We start from the raw sequence: 17458 nt of genomic DNA, 5'->3' as shown, positions 1-17458 counted from the left end.
AAAAGGTATAAAAGTTTCTCTCCATTAGCTTTAAGTTGCTGATCCTATTTCAGTCGAAACTAAAAACTCCGTTAATTATTCTCAGCCATCCTCCCCAGAGGCCCGTTTTCATCAATCATATCCGTCAAATCATAGACTGAAATTGGAAACATGGGAAAACCGAAAACATATGGAGTGATGTCATATAATTGGAAATAGATGACCAGCGCTTTATCAGCGATATAAAAGTCTTGGTTTGGCTTGATTCCAGTGAATTTGTTAAGGAGCCAAATATTTCGCTCCTTGATTTGCCTGTCAATTAAGAGGGAGAGTCTTTTTACAAAGGGGCTTCCGATTTTAAACAGGTCCTTCAATTCGCATTGTTTCCCGCTTTTCAGGTCAAATGTTAACGATTTTATATAGGTCATGCCGTGGGCAGTATGGTAATGATACGTATAATTAGTGAGCGATAAACTTAGAACCTGCCGCTGGTTGTTTTTTATTTCGTAGGAGCCTATCATTTCGTCAACAGCTGCCGGCATATTTCCGGCTTGCCGATTGATCAGCTGCTGGGTCTGCTGGGCGATTGCCTTATTGATTGTCCTTTCCAATGTAAGGTTCTGCAAGCCGAAAACCTCTGGAAACACTACAGTCTTTTTTGGTCCGCTGCTTAATGTCACTGTTTTGATGTTCACGGGTAACCCTGTGGCCATTCGGATCATCCTCTAATTTTGTTACCCCCATTGTATTCTTTCAATACTTATAGGTGTGCCTGGCCGCCAAATTCTCGCTTGTTCCCTTGAAAATCTCCCAATGGACTTTCCAAATTACTAAACACTGAAGGATGGTACTTTTTACTAAAATTCAAAATATTCAATCTTCTTAATTGCTATTTACCATCCCAATTTTTAGACTGTACATGAAACGATCCAAATCTGGGAGGTTAGCTATGAAAAGAGTCTGGTCTGTTATTCTGGTTTTCACCCTAAGTTTCATTTTTACTTCAGAACCTTTTACAGCAGCTGCAAAGGCAGGTAATCCTAACAAAAAGCAGCAAGGTTATTCGCAAGTAGACTACGGGACCGATGGTATGGTGGCAACAGCTCACTACCTGGCTACCGAGGTGGGTGCAAATGTACTAAAGAAAGGCGGCAATGCTGTAGATGCAGCGATCGCCATTCAGTTTGCCTTGAATGTAGTTGAACCGATGATGTCTGGAATTGGCGGCGGCGGCTTCATGATGGTATACGACGCCAAAACAAAGAAAACAACGATCATTGACAGCAGGGAAAGAGCTCCCGGCGGTGCAAAGCCTGATATGTTCCTTAATCAGAATGGACAGCCCATCCCCTTCGATCAGCGAGTGATGAGCGGCACGTCTGTCGGTGTTCCTGGAACTCTGAAGGGTCTTGAGAAAGCACATGACCGCTGGGGAACAAAACCAATGGCACAGCTGATCAACCCTTCCATCCAGCTTGCCGAAAAAGGATTTTCAATTGATTCCGTCCTGGCTAAGTCGATTGCTGACAGCAAGGAGAAACTTTCAAGAACCGCTGCTAAAAAGGTCTTCCTTCGCGGCAGTGCTCCGTTAAAAGAAGGCGACAAACTGGTCCAGAAAGATTTAGCTAAAACGTTTAAGCTGATTCGCTCAAAAGGTTCCGATGTTTTTTATCAAGGTGAAATCGGGAAACAACTGGCTAAAACCGTTCAGGAAAAAGGCGGAGCGCTCAAGCTCAGTGATTTGAACAAGTACAGCGTGACCGTTGACCAGCCAATTTGGGGTGAATATAAAGGTTATAAGATCGCGAGTATGCCTCCCCCAAGTTCGGGCGGTGTATTCCTGCTGCAGATGCTGAAAATTCTCGACAGCTACCAGCTGTCACAATATGAAGTCCGCTCTTGGCAAAAGTATCACTTGCTTGCTGAAGCCATGCATTTGTCCTATGCAGATCGTGCCGCTTATGCAGGCGACCCGGAATTTGTAAATGTTCCCTTAAAGGGACTATTAGACCCGGACTACATTAAAGAACGCCAGGCACTAATCAGCATGGACCAAGCCGCGAAAACGGTGAAGGCCGGGGATCCATGGAAATATGAAAACGAATCCCCGGATTATTCGATAGTACCTCAGAAAGATGACAAAAAAATCGGGCAGACCACACATTTTACTGTGGCGGATAAATGGGGCAACACCGTTTCCTATACTACAACCATTGAACAGGTATTCGGCAGCGGAATCATGGTTCCTGGCTACGGCTTCATGCTGAATAATGAACTGACAGACTTTGATGCCGTTCCAGGCGGAGCAAATGGCGTTGAACCATACAAACGTCCGCTTAGCAGTATGACACCCACAATAGTCTTTGAGAATAATAAGCCTGTCCTTACCGTCGGTTCACCAGGCGGCCCAACCATTATCGCTTCCGTACTGCAGACGATTCTTCATTCCCTGGAATACGATATGGAATTAAAAGCAGCCGTCGAAGAACCAAGAATCTACACCAACAACCCAGGCAATTACCAAAGGGAAAAAGGCATCCCTGCCGAAACTCTTGATAAACTAAAACAACTGGGTCATTCCTTTGGAAGCACAGAAGCTGAAATCGGGAATGTGCAGAGTATCCTTATCGATCATAAAGAAGGACACTTCAAAGGAGTTGCTGACTCCAGCCGGAATGGTGCGTCGATCGGGATAGATGGCAAAGGCAGCAAAAAGGGTTCTAAATAACGAGAAAGAGGTGCCCGGTTGAATCCGGGCACCTCCTTTTAATAATTTCATTGTTTTAGACATAGTTTGGTAATCTGTTTTGATTTGGCCATGGCTTGCACTTGATACGCTTCGTAAATGTTGTGTTCGTTTTATAAATGTTGTGCTCGATTTTTTGGATATTCGGTATTTTACACAATAGATCGATTTCAAATTCTACACCCATACCAATCTGGATCTATGCCGGAAAGGTTTTCTCAGAACTTTTATTAACTGCCTCTGATTCTTTCTCTTCTTTTAATTTCTGTTTATCCCAGATTCTAAAAAACGGCAGATAGATAAAGAATGAAACCACAAGATTGACTAATTGAAGAAGAGCTCCAGAAACTTTACCTCCTGTTGCCAGGTATCCTCCTATTATAGGCGGCATGGTCCAAGGGACAGCAATTCCGGCCGGTTTCGCAACAAGGCCAGTCTTCATTGAAACATACGAGATGGTTACTGTCACAATGGGAGTCAGGATAAATGGTATCAGGAAAATTGGATTTAAAACGATGGGAGTACCGAATATAACGGGTTCATTAATATTGAATAGACTAGATGGCGCAGCTAATTTACCGAGCTGTTTCATCTGTTTGCTTCTTGCAAAGAAAAACATGGCCATTACAAGCGCCAGCGTTGTGCCAGAACCGCCCATATTCATAAAGATACTAAAGAACTGGGATGTAAAGATATTCGGCAGTTCTTCCCCTGCCTGGAAGGCAATTCGATTTGCATCCATATTGGCCAGCCAGATTGGTTCCATTACACTTCCCACAATATTGTCCCCATGTAATCCGCAGGCCCATAATAATACAATCAACAAGGATGCAATAAGGGTTCCTATATATGTACCGCCCAGCGCATGGAGAGGCTTTCCTAAGATTTCTTTTACAACAGTATGCAGGCTTTCAAATGAAGTCATTTCAATTCCTAATCGTGCAAGCCACACGATTAAAATAACCACTAAACCAGGTATCAAAGCGACAAAGGACCTGCTGACTGCCGGCGGAACGCCGGGAGGCATTTTAATAACAATATTTTTCTGAATAACAAAGCGGTAGATTTCTGTCGAAATTAAAGCAATCACCAGTGCTACGAACAAACCCTGGCTGCCTGTTAATGCAGTCGGGATAACCCCGGTAACCTCAATAGACTCTTTTGCACCTTCAGGCATAAAATCCACCACAAAAGGAGTTGCCAGTAAGTAAGCAGATAAAGAAATCGCTCCGGCAGAAAGTGCATCAACCTTGTAATTCTCAGCTAATCGATAGGCTATGCCAAAAGCAGCCAGCAGCGACATAATGTCAAATGTCGTTCCCACTGGATATAGCAATTTATCCAGCCACTTTTCACCAAATGTACGCGCCATGAACTCTTCGTATCCAGGTATAGGTAAAAATCCAATAATTAAAAATAATGACCCGATAATAATGAGCGGCATTGCAAGGATCAATCCGTCTCTTATTGCCTGCAGATGCCTCTGTGCCGCTATTTTACCTGCTAAGGTAAGTACTTTTTCTTCGATGAATGTATTTATTCCGCTCACTCCATTCCCCTCCCTCAACTTAGAACGCACCTGAACCATCTATTATTCATGTAGAATTTTTGCTCATAGTTCTTTATTCATCACCCCGCTCATACTAAATGACTGAATATTCTAATATCATTTATTTTACTTGCTTAACTATTACCTCAGCAAACAATTTTTTTCCGTAAGTAAACGGAAGTCCTTAAGTATAAAAACTGCTTTAACCCATAACTAGAAATATAGACGCCATTATATGGACCTAATTCCAAAGCATTCTTCAGTTTAAGAGAACTAAAAACCAATGAAAAATTTACTCACGGTACATCCGCAAAGAATCACTAATTCTAAGGACCTGGTTTTTGATTACCATATTTTTCCTGAGTTTGTCGAATGATTGGTTCCTTTGGTGCAAGGAGTCTAATCTCTGCAGCTCCAAATAAGTAGAGGATCTATTTTATGGAGGGAAAGTAATGAAGAAAACCAGTAAGAAAACTCTGCAGCTGACGGCTGCTGCCACTCTCGCTGCGGCTCTGCTGGAAGGAGGATAGTGGCTGGAGCGAAAGAAAACCTGCTCCCTAAACCGGCGGAAACAGGTTATCACCCGGCACATTCGGAAAATCTACTGATTAGTGCACCGTTTTGAGGGTACTGTGGATCAGTTATTAACAACTAAGGATGAGAAATAATTGAACGACCTTAACACGGTTCAGGCTGCCTCATTTGGCAGCCCTTTTGATTAAAAAAATAGCCAGAGAGAGGTTTTTTAGGCCAGACAAGGTGGTATATCTTCTTCATGGAGGCCGGAGAAGTTCACTCGTGACTGGAACGACTATGTCGCCTTCGCTTTTTTTCTGTAACTAAACCAATAATGGTATCCATAAAATTATCCTTCGAACACGACCCAGGAATAAAAGCACTCCATGAGATTTATCCCATGGATGCTTTACTCTCTTAATTCACCGCCAGAGCTCTCTTACCCATGGCATTATAGACACTGATAAATTTAGATTTGGATATCTTCACATCTTTTTTGCGGGCTTCGCTGTCATTGAAGTATACATAGTTAGCGTCAACTCCTGTTACGACAATACAATGAAGCGGTTTTGGTGCATTGATGGTTTTTCCTGCTGTAGTTTTCCAGGTTCGCTTGGAAGGCATTTCGTAATTGATCGTGAACCAGGCGAGCACCGGTTTTCCTTTTCTTATATAGGATTCTACTTCCGAGAAGCTTTTGCCAGTTAAATTAACTCCTCCGGACCGGTATTGATCGAGGACTCTCTTTAACGGGCCTGGATTAATCGTATACCCATTGCCAAACGGTGTACCAACAAATCCCACATTGGGGTCGCCCCATATTTTGATAGTTCCATCTGCATTCCGCAAAAGTTTTGTTTTATCATATGGCATCTTATTTGCCAATGTTGTTTTACTTACTTTCACACCGTAGTAGTTGAGTGCCATTGCAAGGGAAGTGGCTTCACATCCGCTTGGAAGTTCAGGGCGCTGGGCAATCAGCGGTACATTCAGCCTTTTGGCGGTACTTACGGAACCTGTTGTAACATACTGACCGCTTACATAGCCGGTTTTTCCATTAAAATTAATCCTGTACCAGCCGTTGCTTTCCTTCCTGATAACGTTAATAACAGCCCCATTTTTTAACGATCCGATACTGGCATACTTTGTACTTGGTCCAGTACGTACATTCAAGGAAGTGGCTTTCACCCGGTAAACGGGAGCTGCTGCGGCTGTTGTTTTTACATACTGACCGCTGACATACCCTGTCTTTCCTTTGTAGGAAATTTTGTACCACCCATTGCTTAATTTTTGAATGACATCAATCCGGCTTCCCCTTGGAAGAATGCCAATTCTTGCATAGTTAGTTCCAGCGCCTGAGCGGACATTTAAACTGGAGGCATTTACAGTATAAATAGGTGCTGCAGCTTCCACTTTTGCTGGTGCGATGGAAGAAGGCAGCTGAGGCAGCAGCAGGCTGCTCGAGAGGATGGTTGTCGCAATGATTCCTTTTGAGATTCCTTGTAAGAGGGTCTTTTTGTGCATTGTTTTGTCTCCTTCTGCTATTCTTGTAGTCTATTGTCGAAACTACTAAGCTACTTACAAAAATAGACGTAAACTGACACCGAGTCCACTCTGGTCCCATGGAAATAAAGGAATTGTATCTAAAGACATAAGTCGGAACAGGCATTTGGGCATAGTTCCTGAGGGGATCTAATCAAAAAGACTTATAAGGGGATGACAATGGTAAACAGGTAGGAATATTTGAAGCAGACTTAAAGCATGGATTCGCTCTTGAAATTGGGGGATCACTCTTTAAACTTGGTTTCACTCATTAATTTTGGATTTCGCTCTTAAATTTTGGGTTTCGCTCTTAAAACTCGAATTTCGCTCTTAAATTTTAAATTTCGCTCCTAAATATTGGATTTCGCTCTTAAGTTTTGAATTTCGCTCTTAAATTTTGAATTCCGTTCTAAAATCTCGAATCTTGCTCTTAAATTTTCAATAGCAGCCGACAAAAACAAACAAACTTCCGCAACATTAAAATGACTGAGGGTTTTTTTTGTCATATCCTGCGCTTTCCCGAGAAATAATTTTTATTTTCGGAAATACCTTCTGAAATCCTCGTAAGGTAATTAGATGAATAATCAAAAAATAATTTTAGGCACCCATACACAAATCATCTCATTTAACCTTAAGCTTAGTAATACAATCACTTTAAGTGAGTCTTTAATAAATACTTTTGGAATGACCACAGGGGAGGAAAAATGATGGAACATGTACTAAAGCAGTTTATTAACAAATGTGATTCTGCCATTCAACAGGAAGACTTCGATACTCTTTTGAATTATTATACAGATGATGCCATTTTGGTTGTTAAACCCGGAATGATTGCTCAAGGAAAAGAAGAAATTAAGAAAGCTTTTATTGCAATTGCAAAATATTTTACTAACAGTCTTGTTCCTGCACAGGGAGAAATGATTGTTTTAGAGGCAGGCGATACTGCGTTAGTTATGTCTGAAACCCTGCTCACCGCTGATAAGCAGGAAACCCAGTTTCCTATGGCAAGAAAGGCCACCTATGTGTTTAAGAAAACTCCACAAGGTGAATGGCTTTGTGCAATTGACAATTCGTATGGCACAGACTTAATCAGTAGCAGTCTTTGATACTCTCACGGTTTCTTAGGAACTACAGTATTATTTAATAATCTTTTATGGATATAGATAAATAAAAAGTTATTTTGAGATCCAGATATATCCCTGGCACTTCAATGTCTGTCAACAGTAGTTCCAACATTAATTTGGCATTCATAAGTGTTAGAGGAAGAATAATAGGCATTTTATTTAAAAAAACTGCTTTTTTTTAACAAAAGCCGAACCTCTTGAGAAACTTTTAAATAAAAGGGAGCTTCAGCAACTAGAAACATGTCTATTGGATAAGGTTTTCATCAAAAGTAACGTTAGTAGAAGGATGCCGGCATCGTTTATGCATACCTTTTTTAAAAATATGCTTATGTTCAGAAGGTTTACGCTTATGTTTTTAGGTTTTATGCTTATGTTTTGACTGTTTATGCTTATTTCAGTTCATCCAATGCTTATAGATAGTGGTTTATGCTTATCCAGCTGCCTATTTGCTTATCCAACAGCCTTTATGCGTTTCTAGCACCCTTAATGCTGATCCAGGTATTATGCTTTCCAGCACCCTCTTTACTTATCCAGGCTTAATGCGTCCAGCATACTCTATGTGTAACCAACAACAGCCTTTACATCCAATCCATATGATGAACCTAACGCTTAATCCCCAGCCTATATAATTTTTTGCCACAATAAAAATGAGTGGATTCAATCTAAACCAAGTGCACTTCTCCCCAAGCAATAAGCAAAAAAAAGGCCGCCAAAATTTCTTGGCAGCCTGAGCAGAGCGATGTTCTGAATACCTCTGCTTTTTATTCTATTTATTTCTTCAATGCATCATAATGTCTGACTACTTCCTGCGTAATGGCACTGTCCGTATCCAAACCGCTGACTTCCTTGAGCACGGAAGGAATATCGCTTTCGGAGATCATTTGCTGAAGCTTCACTGCCTCTTCATCCTGAGCGTTGTTAAAGAGCAAAGCAGAAGCGATGGCTCTTGCCAGATTTGTGTAAGAAAGGCCGGCTTTCTCTGCTTCAACCGCAGGCTTCACAAGACGGTCATTAGGGCCAAGCTTCCGTAATGGGGAACGGCCGACACGGGTTACATCATCGTTCAAGAAACGGTTTTTGAAGCGGTTGATGATCTTCTCAATGTAAGCTTGGTGCTCTTCTTCATTCAATCCATATTGATGAATCAGGTAAGCCCCTGTTTCACCTAGTGTTGCACGTACCTGCTTGACGATTTCTTCATCAGCCAGCGTCTGGTCGATCGTTTGTTTCCCGTTCATGTAGCCAAGGTAGGCAATAACGGCATGGCCTGTGTTTACAGTGAACAGCTTTCTTTCAATGAATGGCCCCAGATCCGGAACGATTTTCATTCCTTCGACATGCGGGATATCTTCCTTTGTTTCTACAACCCATTCGTAATATGGCTCAACAAGCACATCTAGTGAACCTTGATTGTCCTGAAGCGGAACGATACGGTCAACAGCAGAGTTGAAGAAGTATACTTTGTCTGCGATCGCTGCTTTTGTTTCTTCATCCAGGTTATCAAAAATGTACCCTTTCAACAGGTCTGTGGCAGAAATCTGGTTTTCGCATGCAATCACATATAGCTTTTCATCATTCTCTTTTACTCTTGCTGCCAGTCCTTTAGCGATCAGCGGTGCGATGCGCGGAAGGATGTTCGGGCCGATCGCGGTAGTGAGGTAGACCGCTCCTTTAATCGCTTCATGGACATCCTGTTCCTGTGATAGATTATTTAATCCAGATACATTCTCAACCGTAACGGCTTCCTTCTGCTCTGTTGCAAGCTTCACTTGATATTTCTGTTCTTCGTTCAGCTTTGTAATTATTGCGTCGGCAATATCAACAAAAGTTACGTGATAGCCAGACTGTGAGAACAATGCCCCGATAAATCCTCTTCCGATGTTTCCTGCTCCAAAATGAACTGCAGTTTTCATACTTATCATTCCTTTATCAAGTTATTGTGAATATAGTCTAAAAAGATGGTTTCTAATTTACTTCGGATGCTTTCCTCATTAGAAGATGAGAAAATCATGATGGATTCTGGATTTTCTATAAGACTTGTACTGACCAGGCTGATGATTTCCTGCTCCCGCCCGCTCAAAGTTTCAGGTGCAAGCATCAGCAAAAGATTCTTCAAGTGCATCCTTTTTCCATCCATCCCCATAATTTCAATGGGTTCAACCAGGTTAGCAATCTGAAACAGGAGGCTGTGGACGGATTCATGCCTCGTATGAAAAAGACCTATCCCTGTGCCGGGAATTCCAAGTCCGCCTTTTCGTTCTCTGCTTTTCAAGCCTTCCATGACGCCAGAAGCATCCGTCAGCAGTCCATCGCGTTCTGCCTGGAGGACCATCTCTGTCATGATTTCCTCATGGGCTTTATGTTCAGGGATACGATAAAACCGGAAATGTCCCAGGATGGAATCTATGCTGTTTTGAACATCCCTGATTTCCTGCATTATTTCAGCTATACCCTTCTTTGGCGTCTGTGATGCAGGTCTGTGCTCCAATGAGTTTTCATAGTAATGATTTTTCGTTAATTTCCTTACATTTCTCCGCAGATAGATTCTGATCGTTTTAATATCTTCTTCATTCAGCAGCGAACTCACCAAGATATAATCGACATCCATAAACGGCAGCCTTACGGTGGATATTATGATATCGTAATCTGTTAAATTTTCCTTCTGGCTGATTTCTTTTATCGACTTAATATCGATGGTCTGGATTTCACTGATCTCTCTTTTTACTCTGCTTGCAAGCATTTTCGATGTACCAATACCAGTCGGGCAGACCACAAGCGCACGGAGCGCCACCGCTTCCTCCCTTAAAACGAGTGCCGAGCCGAAATGGAGGACGATAAAGGCAATTTCATCATCAGGGAAAAAGTCGATGTCCTGAAATTGCTCTTCCACGCTATTTTTAACAGCCATAAATAAAACAGGATATTTCGTTTTAATTTCTTCGGTCAGAGGATTATACAGCCCCATCTTCTGCCTCAGCCGGAACAAAGAAGGCTCCATATGGGCAAGCAAACCTTGATAAAGGGAGAAATCCTTCGTCAAATCTGCATGAAGCTGGGAAGAAACATCCGCAATTAGTGCTTTTATAAGCCTGCCGAGAACCACGCTGTCATATGGGACCGTATCCGCTTCCTGCAGTTTCGAACCTTTCAGAACCTTAGAAAGATAGCTGATATCATTCCCTGTAAATGAAACGCCGAATACTTTGTGAAGCTCTTCGCAAATGGTGCTCAAAAGACTATACTCATCCGTTATTGCGCCTCTATGTCCATTGTCCTCTTCAATCACGAAGCCTGCTTCTGTCCTCTGCATCGTAATCGCGACCTGGATAATCAATCCTATATAATCACTGTCCGCCAGTCTCGAAGTGCCGCTGTTGATCGTTTGGCTGGCCAGTCTGTCGATTTCGAGCAGATAGCCGCCAGTGAAGTAATGCAGAATCTTTTCCTCTGAACTTTGCCCATGTTCGAGCAGGAATAGAGTCTCAATCAACTCTTCATTAAAATTTTTGAGAAAAAAGCCTGCAAGCGTATGTCGTTTATCCGTTTCGGATCCACGGATTTCGATTCCTACTCCTCTTTTTCTTGTAACGGATATGTTGTATTCTTCCATCCATTGGGTGATTTCATCAAGGTACGCTGTCAAGGTAGTTATACTGACACCCAGTTCAACCGCTAACGTTTGTAATTTATATGTATCTTCATGGAGCAAGGCTAATAACAGCAGCAGCTTTCTTTCCTGTGGTGTCTGATCAACCGGATGACTGCCCTTCAAATGCTGGATGAGCCGGAACACCTGCTCATTTTTCCCTTCAATAACAAGTCCTTCATCTGGATTCCTTGACAGCTGCAAATCGAATTCGGCAAGAATCTTTTCCACCGATTTCAAATCCCGCTGGATGGTCCTTGCACTTACCTGTAAATGTAAGGCAATGGATGCCGCCGTGTGTTTTCCAGAAGTCTTGATGATTAATTCGATAATTGATTTTTCCCTAGACGTGATTAACATAGCCTCAACCCATTCCGGATGAAATAAACCGTTAAAACAAAAAGGAATAGAAAAGCGCATGACCACGCTTTTCTATTCGCCTTATCTTATTTATTTTCATTGATAATATTCATTAATTCCCGTGCAGTCTTGGCGTTAACCATTCTTTCGATATTTTCCATATCTGAGCATGTTACCGCGATTCCAGACAGGATCTCAAGATGGGTCCCATCCTTGCCGGCGATCCCGAAGATTAAACGGGCTTTCTGTCCGTCAAAATCTACCCCGTTTGGAACCTGAAGTACCGTAAAGCCTGATTTAAGTACGGCTTTCTTCGCTTCTTCTGTTCCGTGGGGGATTGCCACATCATTACCCATATAAGTGGATGTCATTTCATCACGGGCAATCATCGCTTCAACGTAGCTTTCTTCAACATAGCCTGCATTCACAAGAGCACGTCCTGCAAAGCGGATCGCTTCCTCTTTTGTAGCAAACTCTTGGTTCATGAAGACATTTTCTTCACGAAGAAGATCGTTGTCTTCCTCAGCTGCATCAGAACCTGCACGCATTTTTTCATTGTCAGAAGGTTCCTTGCTGTCAAGGCTCGGTTCAATTGAATCCTCACGCACACCAGGGACATTTGCTTCAGCATCTTCAACGATGTCTTTCAGCTCGTCCTGATCTTTGTTCTGCAGACGGCCAATTAATGAATCATACTCAGGGCTTGATAAGAAATTATCAACTGAGATATGGTAGGCATTTGGCACTTTGTTTTTCGCTCTAGGAGTCAATTCTTCCTGAGTGATAACGATCTGCGCGTCAGATGGAAGGTTATTGATCGCCGTATTGGTAACGGATATGTCAAGACCTGCCGCTTTTACCTTCTTGCGAAGAAGAGAAGCACCCATGGCACTTGATCCCATTCCTGCATCACAGGCAAAGATGATTTTGTTTACGTTCTCAGGCATTGTTCCAGGGTTTCCGGCGAAAACATCAGCAACGCTGCTCTTCTTCCCTTTCATTTCCTGCATTTTTCTTGCTGCTTCTTCGATATTTTCATCGGTCTGTTTGCCTGTTTTAAGAACAAATGCAGAAACGATGAACGATACTACACCTGCCACAATCACTCCGGCAAAGTTTGCAATGAATGCACCCGCATTGTGTGGTGTTACAGCTGAAATAGCAATAATACTGCCAGGTGATGAAGGAGCGAATAATCCTCCGCCTAAAAGTACTAATGTAAATACACCGCTCATACCTCCTAAGATAACCGCTAAGAATAACATGGGCTTCATTAGGATATAAGGGAAATAAATTTCATGGATCCCGCCAAAGAAGTGGATGATCGCTGCACCCGGTGCGGAACGTCTGGCAGTTCCTTTACCGAAGATACAGTATGCAAGAAGCACACCAATTCCCGGTCCAGGGTTCGCTTCTAATAAGAAGAGAATGGATTGTCCATTTTGTTTAACCTGCTCAATACCGATAGGAGAAAGAACTCCGTGGTTGATCGCATTATTCAAGAACAATACTTTTGCAGGTTCAATAATGATGCTTGTCAGCGGCAGAAGCCCTGCGTCTACTAACCAGTCTACTCCGCCTACCAGCCAGCCGGTGAATGCATCAACTGCAGGACCTACAGCTAAGAAGGACAGAATAGCTAAAAGCCCTCCAAGGATACCTGCTGAGAAGTTGTTCACAAGCATTTCAAATCCGGCTTTAACTCTTCCTTCAATCGCCTGGTCAAATTTCTTAATTACATATCCGCCAAGCGGTCCCATCGCCATGGCACCAAGGAACATGGGTATATCAGCACCTGCGATTACACCCATAGTGGCAATCGCACCGACTACTCCTCCACGGTGGTCATGTATCAGCTTACCTCCTGTATAACCAATCAACAGCGGCAGCAGGTACGTAACCATCGGGCCGACCATTTTGGCAAGGCTTTCATTTGGCAAGAAGCCTGTTGGTATAAATAGTGCGGTAATTAAACCCCACGCGATAAATGCTGAGATGTTCGGCATTACCATCGAGCTTAGGAAGTTACCAAACTTCTGTACAGCTACTTTTATATTTGTTTGAGCCATAAATGCGCTTCCTTTCTCCGTTAATTCATTCACAACTATACGCTTCGATGAATACCCATTCAACAAAGACAAATTCTAAGTTTGTCGCACGGGATAAGACAAAGGTGTTTTTACTTTGTAATAGGAGAATAATGTCCATTTAGCACTTCTAATATAAGGACGTAATGATATCAAATAATATTTTAAGAACAGCTGGTAGCTTTAGCCGTATAAAAACCTCTTTTCGCGCCCGTAATCCACGCACAGCTTTTTATCTCCTATATGATCACTGCCTCAATCCTGTATACTATTTCCTTAAAAACTTGTTTCAAACTTCTTAATGATTATTAACAGAAAGATATTTTATTATTAAACGAAGTCCATTGATCCAACCAAGAAAAAAACAGCTGCGAAGGGGTAGCCGCTGCTGCTTTTTACATCGTCTTATCCCTTTTCCGTTTGCTTTAGAGTCTGCGGCGGTTCTTCCAGCCATCCGTGGCGAATCATAATAGAAGCACCCTCATGACTATATTCTGCGATATCCTTCATGAAAATACTTAATTTCGCAGGCAGGTCGTGTCTCAGACTAAAAGCGGTGCCAACTGAGTTGCCTCCTAAGGAGAAGCTTGAGAACAGGCTGACACAATACATCATCATTTTGTCAGAGAATGGGGATGCATTGGAGGTCGTAACATTACCGCCAGCGGTGGCAGGTACCTGGATATCGTTTTTGAGCAGAACTTCTCCCATTTCTTTAATGACGGCTTTGGCAATTTCTCCGCCCTTGTTAAAATATTTCCTCACTTCGTCTTCCTTTGCCGCCTGGGCAAATCCCAGAATCATTTTCATGCCAAGTGTATTGGTATCAATAGCACGGTATATGTGGGCGATCTCGAGTGTGTTCAAAGGCCTTTTCCTGCTAAGCGGATTAAAACCGCCAAGATAATTTCGATCTTTTACGAACTCTACCGTTTGTTCAGTGGATACATAGGGCGACCTTGGAAGCAGCCCTTTTTCCAGCAGGTATCTCGTGCAATCGTCATAACATTTCTGAGTGATGGTTGTAAGTTCCCGAAAAATCGCCATAATATCTTCACGGTAAGACATCGTAAGATTCAGTGTATGGATCGCCATACTAATTTCCTTAATAATACGTAAAAACATGATATCAAAACCATTCTCATATAATCGAGGCGCATCCTTAGAAACATCGTCTGAAGTATATCCAACCGGAAGCGGTACCCCCTCGCTCTGGAATAGATGTGATATCTTAGCGACGTATGGATGTATATCTTCATATAAACCTGTCATAATTCCCTTCGCTTCCGCATCATCCGCTTTTTCGATGAAGTATTCCAGCATTCGCATTACCATAGTCTTTTGCTGGTAAGTCATCCATAAAGCGCCGATTTCCGAAGATGAAATAGCTGGACTCTCAGGCATAGTTTTCCCTCCATTACTTGTATAGGGTAGTCAGATCCTCATTTATATAGTTAACTACAATCCATAAATCATTCGTTAAAGAGCTCGGGCTCCAAATCAATGGCGTAAATAAGGTACTGTAGCGAATCCTTTCATCACGCAATTGGGTTAAGGATAAACCTGTCGCTTATCCATTTCCCAGCTCTAGAATTCCTATTGAAACAATCATTCCAGTGCATTTTTTTCAATCAAAATAAAACAAGGGAACCCTATTATTTAGGTTCCCTTGCTCAATTAATGCCATCTAGATATAATCATGATTCCGAGTTTTTAACATAAACTACATGGTCTGTCCATTTATCAAATTCATAGATAAAACCTTTCCTTACACATTCAAACTCCATTCCGACACTTTCAGCTAAGCTGATTGAGGGGGTATTATCAAGGTTTATATGTGCTTCAATGCGGTGGAAATTCAAGTCATTAAAAGCGATTTGCAATGCTTCTTTGACGGCCTCTTTTCCGTATCCATTCTTCCAGTATTGATTATGTATAGTGTAACCTATTCTTCCCCATTGAAAATGATCTCTAAACAATGTAGAAAAATCGATCATTCCCAGGTGCCTGTTGTCTTCTTTTCTAAAAACACCAAAAATGTGTGCTTGATCATTCAATGCTAAATCCTGATGTTTTTCAACCAAATCAGCGAACCATTCTTCTGTACATTCCGTCATATCCATCCTGCCTTTATCGTGCCTGTGCTGGGATGGGCGCCTGCTTTCAAATTCATGAAGCCAATTTCTATAGTCATCCCTTTGCAAGGGTCTTATCATTAACCTTTCTGTTTCAGAACAAATCGTAAAATCTTTCAAATGTATACCTCTTAAAAATAGTTTAGTTTTCATTGCTGCAAGAAACTATTAGTTTAAAACGCATTTTTACCAATTAAAAACACTTCTTTGGAACATTAAATTAAATCCTTGGTTGCTTCATCGAACAAAAACTGATGGTTAACTATATGTCATAGTTTCCTTGAAATGATGGTCGTCTTATAAAGAACTTTATAATAATGAGTAAAAGGATAACAGAGACAGACTAATATAATAAAACCTCCGGCTAAAGCAATGGTATGCGTAACACCAAACAAAGCAGCAATCCATCCTCCAAGTAATAATCCGAACACTTGTGAAATACTTTGTATGGCTCCAATAATGGAAGCACCCCTTCCAATAACCTCTTCAGGAACAGTTTGGATAAACAAACTATTTAATGGTACATTAAGCAAGTTTGTCGTGATGCCTAAGAACATGCACCATACATAGATCGGAACGATATCATACATCCTGTAAAGTGTATTTAGCGGGAATATCAGAATACATAATGAGCCTAATACAAATAACGAAGATAATAGTACATTGCTGGTATTAAATTTTCTAATAATAAATGGAGCAGCACTTACCCCTATAATGCCTCCAATCCCAACAACAGTTTGAACAAAACCAAAATGCTCAACCGGAACTTTAAAAGTATGCAATAAGACAGACTGAATATTTGCATTCATGATACTTACGCCAATAAGTGTAAACACTAATAAGAAAATTAAAGCCATAAGCACATTAGAAGCTTGAACGGTACGTATCCCCTCTTTTAGAGATTCCTAATTTAATGAAAACCGATTTTCCACATCATTTTCCCTTGGAGAATTTCCAATGAGTTTTAGTTGAGTGATAAAACAAGCAGATAAAACATAGCAGCCGGCAGTGATCAGAAAAATAACATGATAATGTAGTACTGATAATAGAATACCGCATATAGCTGGCCCGACTAACATCATTGCCTGCATCGTACTTTGAGAAAGTCCAATTGCTTCAGGCATTCGTTTTTTATCCAAGATTTTAGGCAGTGATGATGTTCTCGCTGGCTCAAAGAAGATCCAACGCCCCCCAAGAAAAACTAAGATAAGCAACCCTGCAATAGACTGAGAAAATAAAATCACTATCAGAATGATTCCGGCACGATATAAATCAGAAATCACCATAATACGCTTCTTTGAATACTTATCTATGAACGGACCAATAAATGCAGATAGAAGTGTACCGGGCAAAACCCTGGCAAGCAGTACAAAACTAATAACCAAAGGATTGTCGGTCAGTTTTGAGATGAGAAATAAAATGAGCAGATACTGAAGACCGTCAGCTAACTCTGAAATAACTTGTGACAGCCACAGCCAATTGTAAGAAGGATTTCTTAATAAAGATCAAATCTTGACCACCCCTAATTTTTTCTTCTCCGACTATATGAATATATCTATTATAGAACAAAATATGAATGTATAGGTGAATATTGGATATTCGTTATAAAAAAACGTCCTTTAAGTGAGCCATTCGGTTATCTGATTGGGAATTTTCATTGTTAATCCTTAATTCTCTATCTATAATATTAGGAAAAATATGTTAAAATGTAAACGAAATTCCCTATAAGGGAATGTGAAGAATGTTCTTATATGGAATCTGAATAAGATTCCTAGAG

At 41.4% G+C, this 17458-nt stretch carries 11 protein-coding genes and 1 pseudogene; 2 read left to right on the top strand and 10 right to left on the bottom strand.

The window, feature by feature from the left end; genetic code table 11:
* Positions 1 to 71 precede the first annotated feature (71 nt).
* Complete coding sequence (locus CUU66_RS09840) at positions 72 to 692, bottom strand: DUF3298 and DUF4163 domain-containing protein (RefSeq protein WP_101641580.1); 621 nt, start codon at positions 690 to 692, stop codon at positions 72 to 74.
* A gap of 236 nt (positions 693 to 928) precedes the next feature.
* Between CUU66_RS09840 and ggt the strand changes: the two genes are divergently transcribed.
* Positions 929 to 2707 (top strand): gamma-glutamyltransferase, encoded by a 1779-nt coding sequence (gene ggt / locus CUU66_RS09835; RefSeq protein ID WP_101641578.1) that lies wholly within the window; start codon positions 929 to 931, stop codon positions 2705 to 2707.
* A gap of 217 nt (positions 2708 to 2924) precedes the next feature.
* Here ggt and celB read toward each other — a convergent pair whose 3' ends face one another.
* Together celB and CUU66_RS09825 are read right to left on the bottom strand one after the other, a co-directional pair.
* Positions 2925 to 4274 carry a PTS cellobiose transporter subunit IIC gene (gene celB, locus CUU66_RS09830; RefSeq protein WP_101641576.1) on the bottom strand — a complete coding sequence of 450 codons (1350 nt, stop codon included), beginning with the start codon at positions 4272 to 4274 and terminating at the stop codon, positions 2925 to 2927.
* A 933-nt stretch (positions 4275 to 5207) separates the two neighbouring features.
* Positions 5208 to 6314, bottom strand: coding sequence for an SH3 domain-containing protein (locus CUU66_RS09825; protein ID WP_101641574.1), 1107 nt, complete (start codon positions 6312 to 6314; stop codon positions 5208 to 5210).
* 725 nt (positions 6315 to 7039) lie between these two features.
* On the opposite strand from CUU66_RS09825, the gene CUU66_RS09820 reads away from it, so the two are divergent.
* On the top strand, positions 7040 to 7435 hold the full coding sequence (locus CUU66_RS09820; RefSeq protein WP_101641572.1) for a YybH family protein: 396 nt from the start codon (positions 7040 to 7042) through the stop codon (positions 7433 to 7435).
* 788 nt (positions 7436 to 8223) lie between these two features.
* On the opposite strand, the gene CUU66_RS09815 is transcribed toward CUU66_RS09820, so the two are convergent.
* The 7 genes and pseudogenes from CUU66_RS09815 to CUU66_RS09785 all read right to left on the bottom strand — a co-directional run.
* Entirely contained in the window at positions 8224 to 9366 is a 1143-nt protein-coding gene (locus tag CUU66_RS09815; RefSeq protein WP_101641570.1) for a mannitol-1-phosphate 5-dehydrogenase, read from the bottom strand.
* Positions 9367 to 9371: 5 nt separating this feature from the next.
* Positions 9372 to 11459 carry a BglG family transcription antiterminator gene (locus CUU66_RS09810; RefSeq protein ID WP_101641625.1) on the bottom strand — a complete coding sequence of 696 codons (2088 nt, stop codon included), beginning with the start codon at positions 11457 to 11459 and terminating at the stop codon, positions 9372 to 9374.
* A gap of 86 nt (positions 11460 to 11545) precedes the next feature.
* Positions 11546 to 13528: a PTS mannitol transporter subunit IICBA gene (locus tag CUU66_RS09805; RefSeq protein ID WP_101641560.1), complete on the bottom strand. Its 1983-nt coding sequence runs from the start codon at positions 13526 to 13528 to the stop codon at positions 11546 to 11548.
* Positions 13529 to 13951: 423 nt separating this feature from the next.
* The gene (locus tag CUU66_RS09800) at positions 13952 to 14950 is read right to left on the bottom strand and encodes a DUF3231 family protein (protein WP_101641558.1); all 999 of its coding nucleotides are present in this window, start codon (positions 14948 to 14950) and stop codon (positions 13952 to 13954) included.
* A gap of 293 nt (positions 14951 to 15243) precedes the next feature.
* The gene (locus CUU66_RS09795) at positions 15244 to 15762 is read right to left on the bottom strand and encodes a GNAT family N-acetyltransferase (RefSeq protein WP_257967948.1); all 519 of its coding nucleotides are present in this window, start codon (positions 15760 to 15762) and stop codon (positions 15244 to 15246) included.
* Between the two features lie 188 nt (positions 15763 to 15950).
* Positions 15951 to 16538, bottom strand: coding sequence for an MFS transporter (locus tag CUU66_RS09790; protein WP_101641555.1), 588 nt, complete (start codon positions 16536 to 16538; stop codon positions 15951 to 15953).
* 48 nt (positions 16539 to 16586) lie between these two features.
* Positions 16587 to 17168 (bottom strand): annotated as a pseudogene (locus CUU66_RS09785) (MFS transporter); the annotation flags it as partial.
* Between the last annotated feature and the right edge of the window lie 290 nt (positions 17169 to 17458).

Origin of the sequence: Peribacillus deserti (genome assembly GCF_002863585.1) — a bacterium.
Lineage (GTDB): Bacteria > Bacillota > Bacilli > Bacillales > DSM-1321 > Paraperibacillus > Paraperibacillus deserti_A.
Note: the sequence above shows the minus strand (reverse complement) of the source record. Positions and strands in the feature narration are given on the sequence as shown.

Bases quoted from the DNA above. Each gene is read 5' to 3' on its own strand.
- ggt (WP_101641578.1), top strand. From the start codon at position 929: ATGAAAAGAGTCTGGTCTGTTATTCTGGTTTTCACCCTAAGTTTCATT.
- CUU66_RS09810 (WP_101641625.1), bottom strand. From the start codon at position 11,459: ATGTTAATCACGTCTAGGGAAAAATCAATTATCGAATTAATCATCAAG.
- CUU66_RS09840 (WP_101641580.1), bottom strand. From the start codon at position 692: ATGGCCACAGGGTTACCCGTGAACATCAAAACAGTGACATTAAGCAGC.
- CUU66_RS09800 (WP_101641558.1), bottom strand. From the start codon at position 14,950: ATGCCTGAGAGTCCAGCTATTTCATCTTCGGAAATCGGCGCTTTATGG.
- CUU66_RS09825 (WP_101641574.1), bottom strand. From the start codon at position 6,314: ATGCACAAAAAGACCCTCTTACAAGGAATCTCAAAAGGAATCATTGCG.
- CUU66_RS09790 (WP_101641555.1), bottom strand. From the start codon at position 16,538: ATGGCTTTAATTTTCTTATTAGTGTTTACACTTATTGGCGTAAGTATC.
- CUU66_RS09820 (WP_101641572.1), top strand. From the start codon at position 7,040: ATGGAACATGTACTAAAGCAGTTTATTAACAAATGTGATTCTGCCATT.
- CUU66_RS09805 (WP_101641560.1), bottom strand. From the start codon at position 13,528: ATGGCTCAAACAAATATAAAAGTAGCTGTACAGAAGTTTGGTAACTTC.
- CUU66_RS09815 (WP_101641570.1), bottom strand. From the start codon at position 9,366: ATGAAAACTGCAGTTCATTTTGGAGCAGGAAACATCGGAAGAGGATTT.
- CUU66_RS09795 (WP_257967948.1), bottom strand. From the start codon at position 15,762: ATGATAAGACCCTTGCAAAGGGATGACTATAGAAATTGGCTTCATGAA.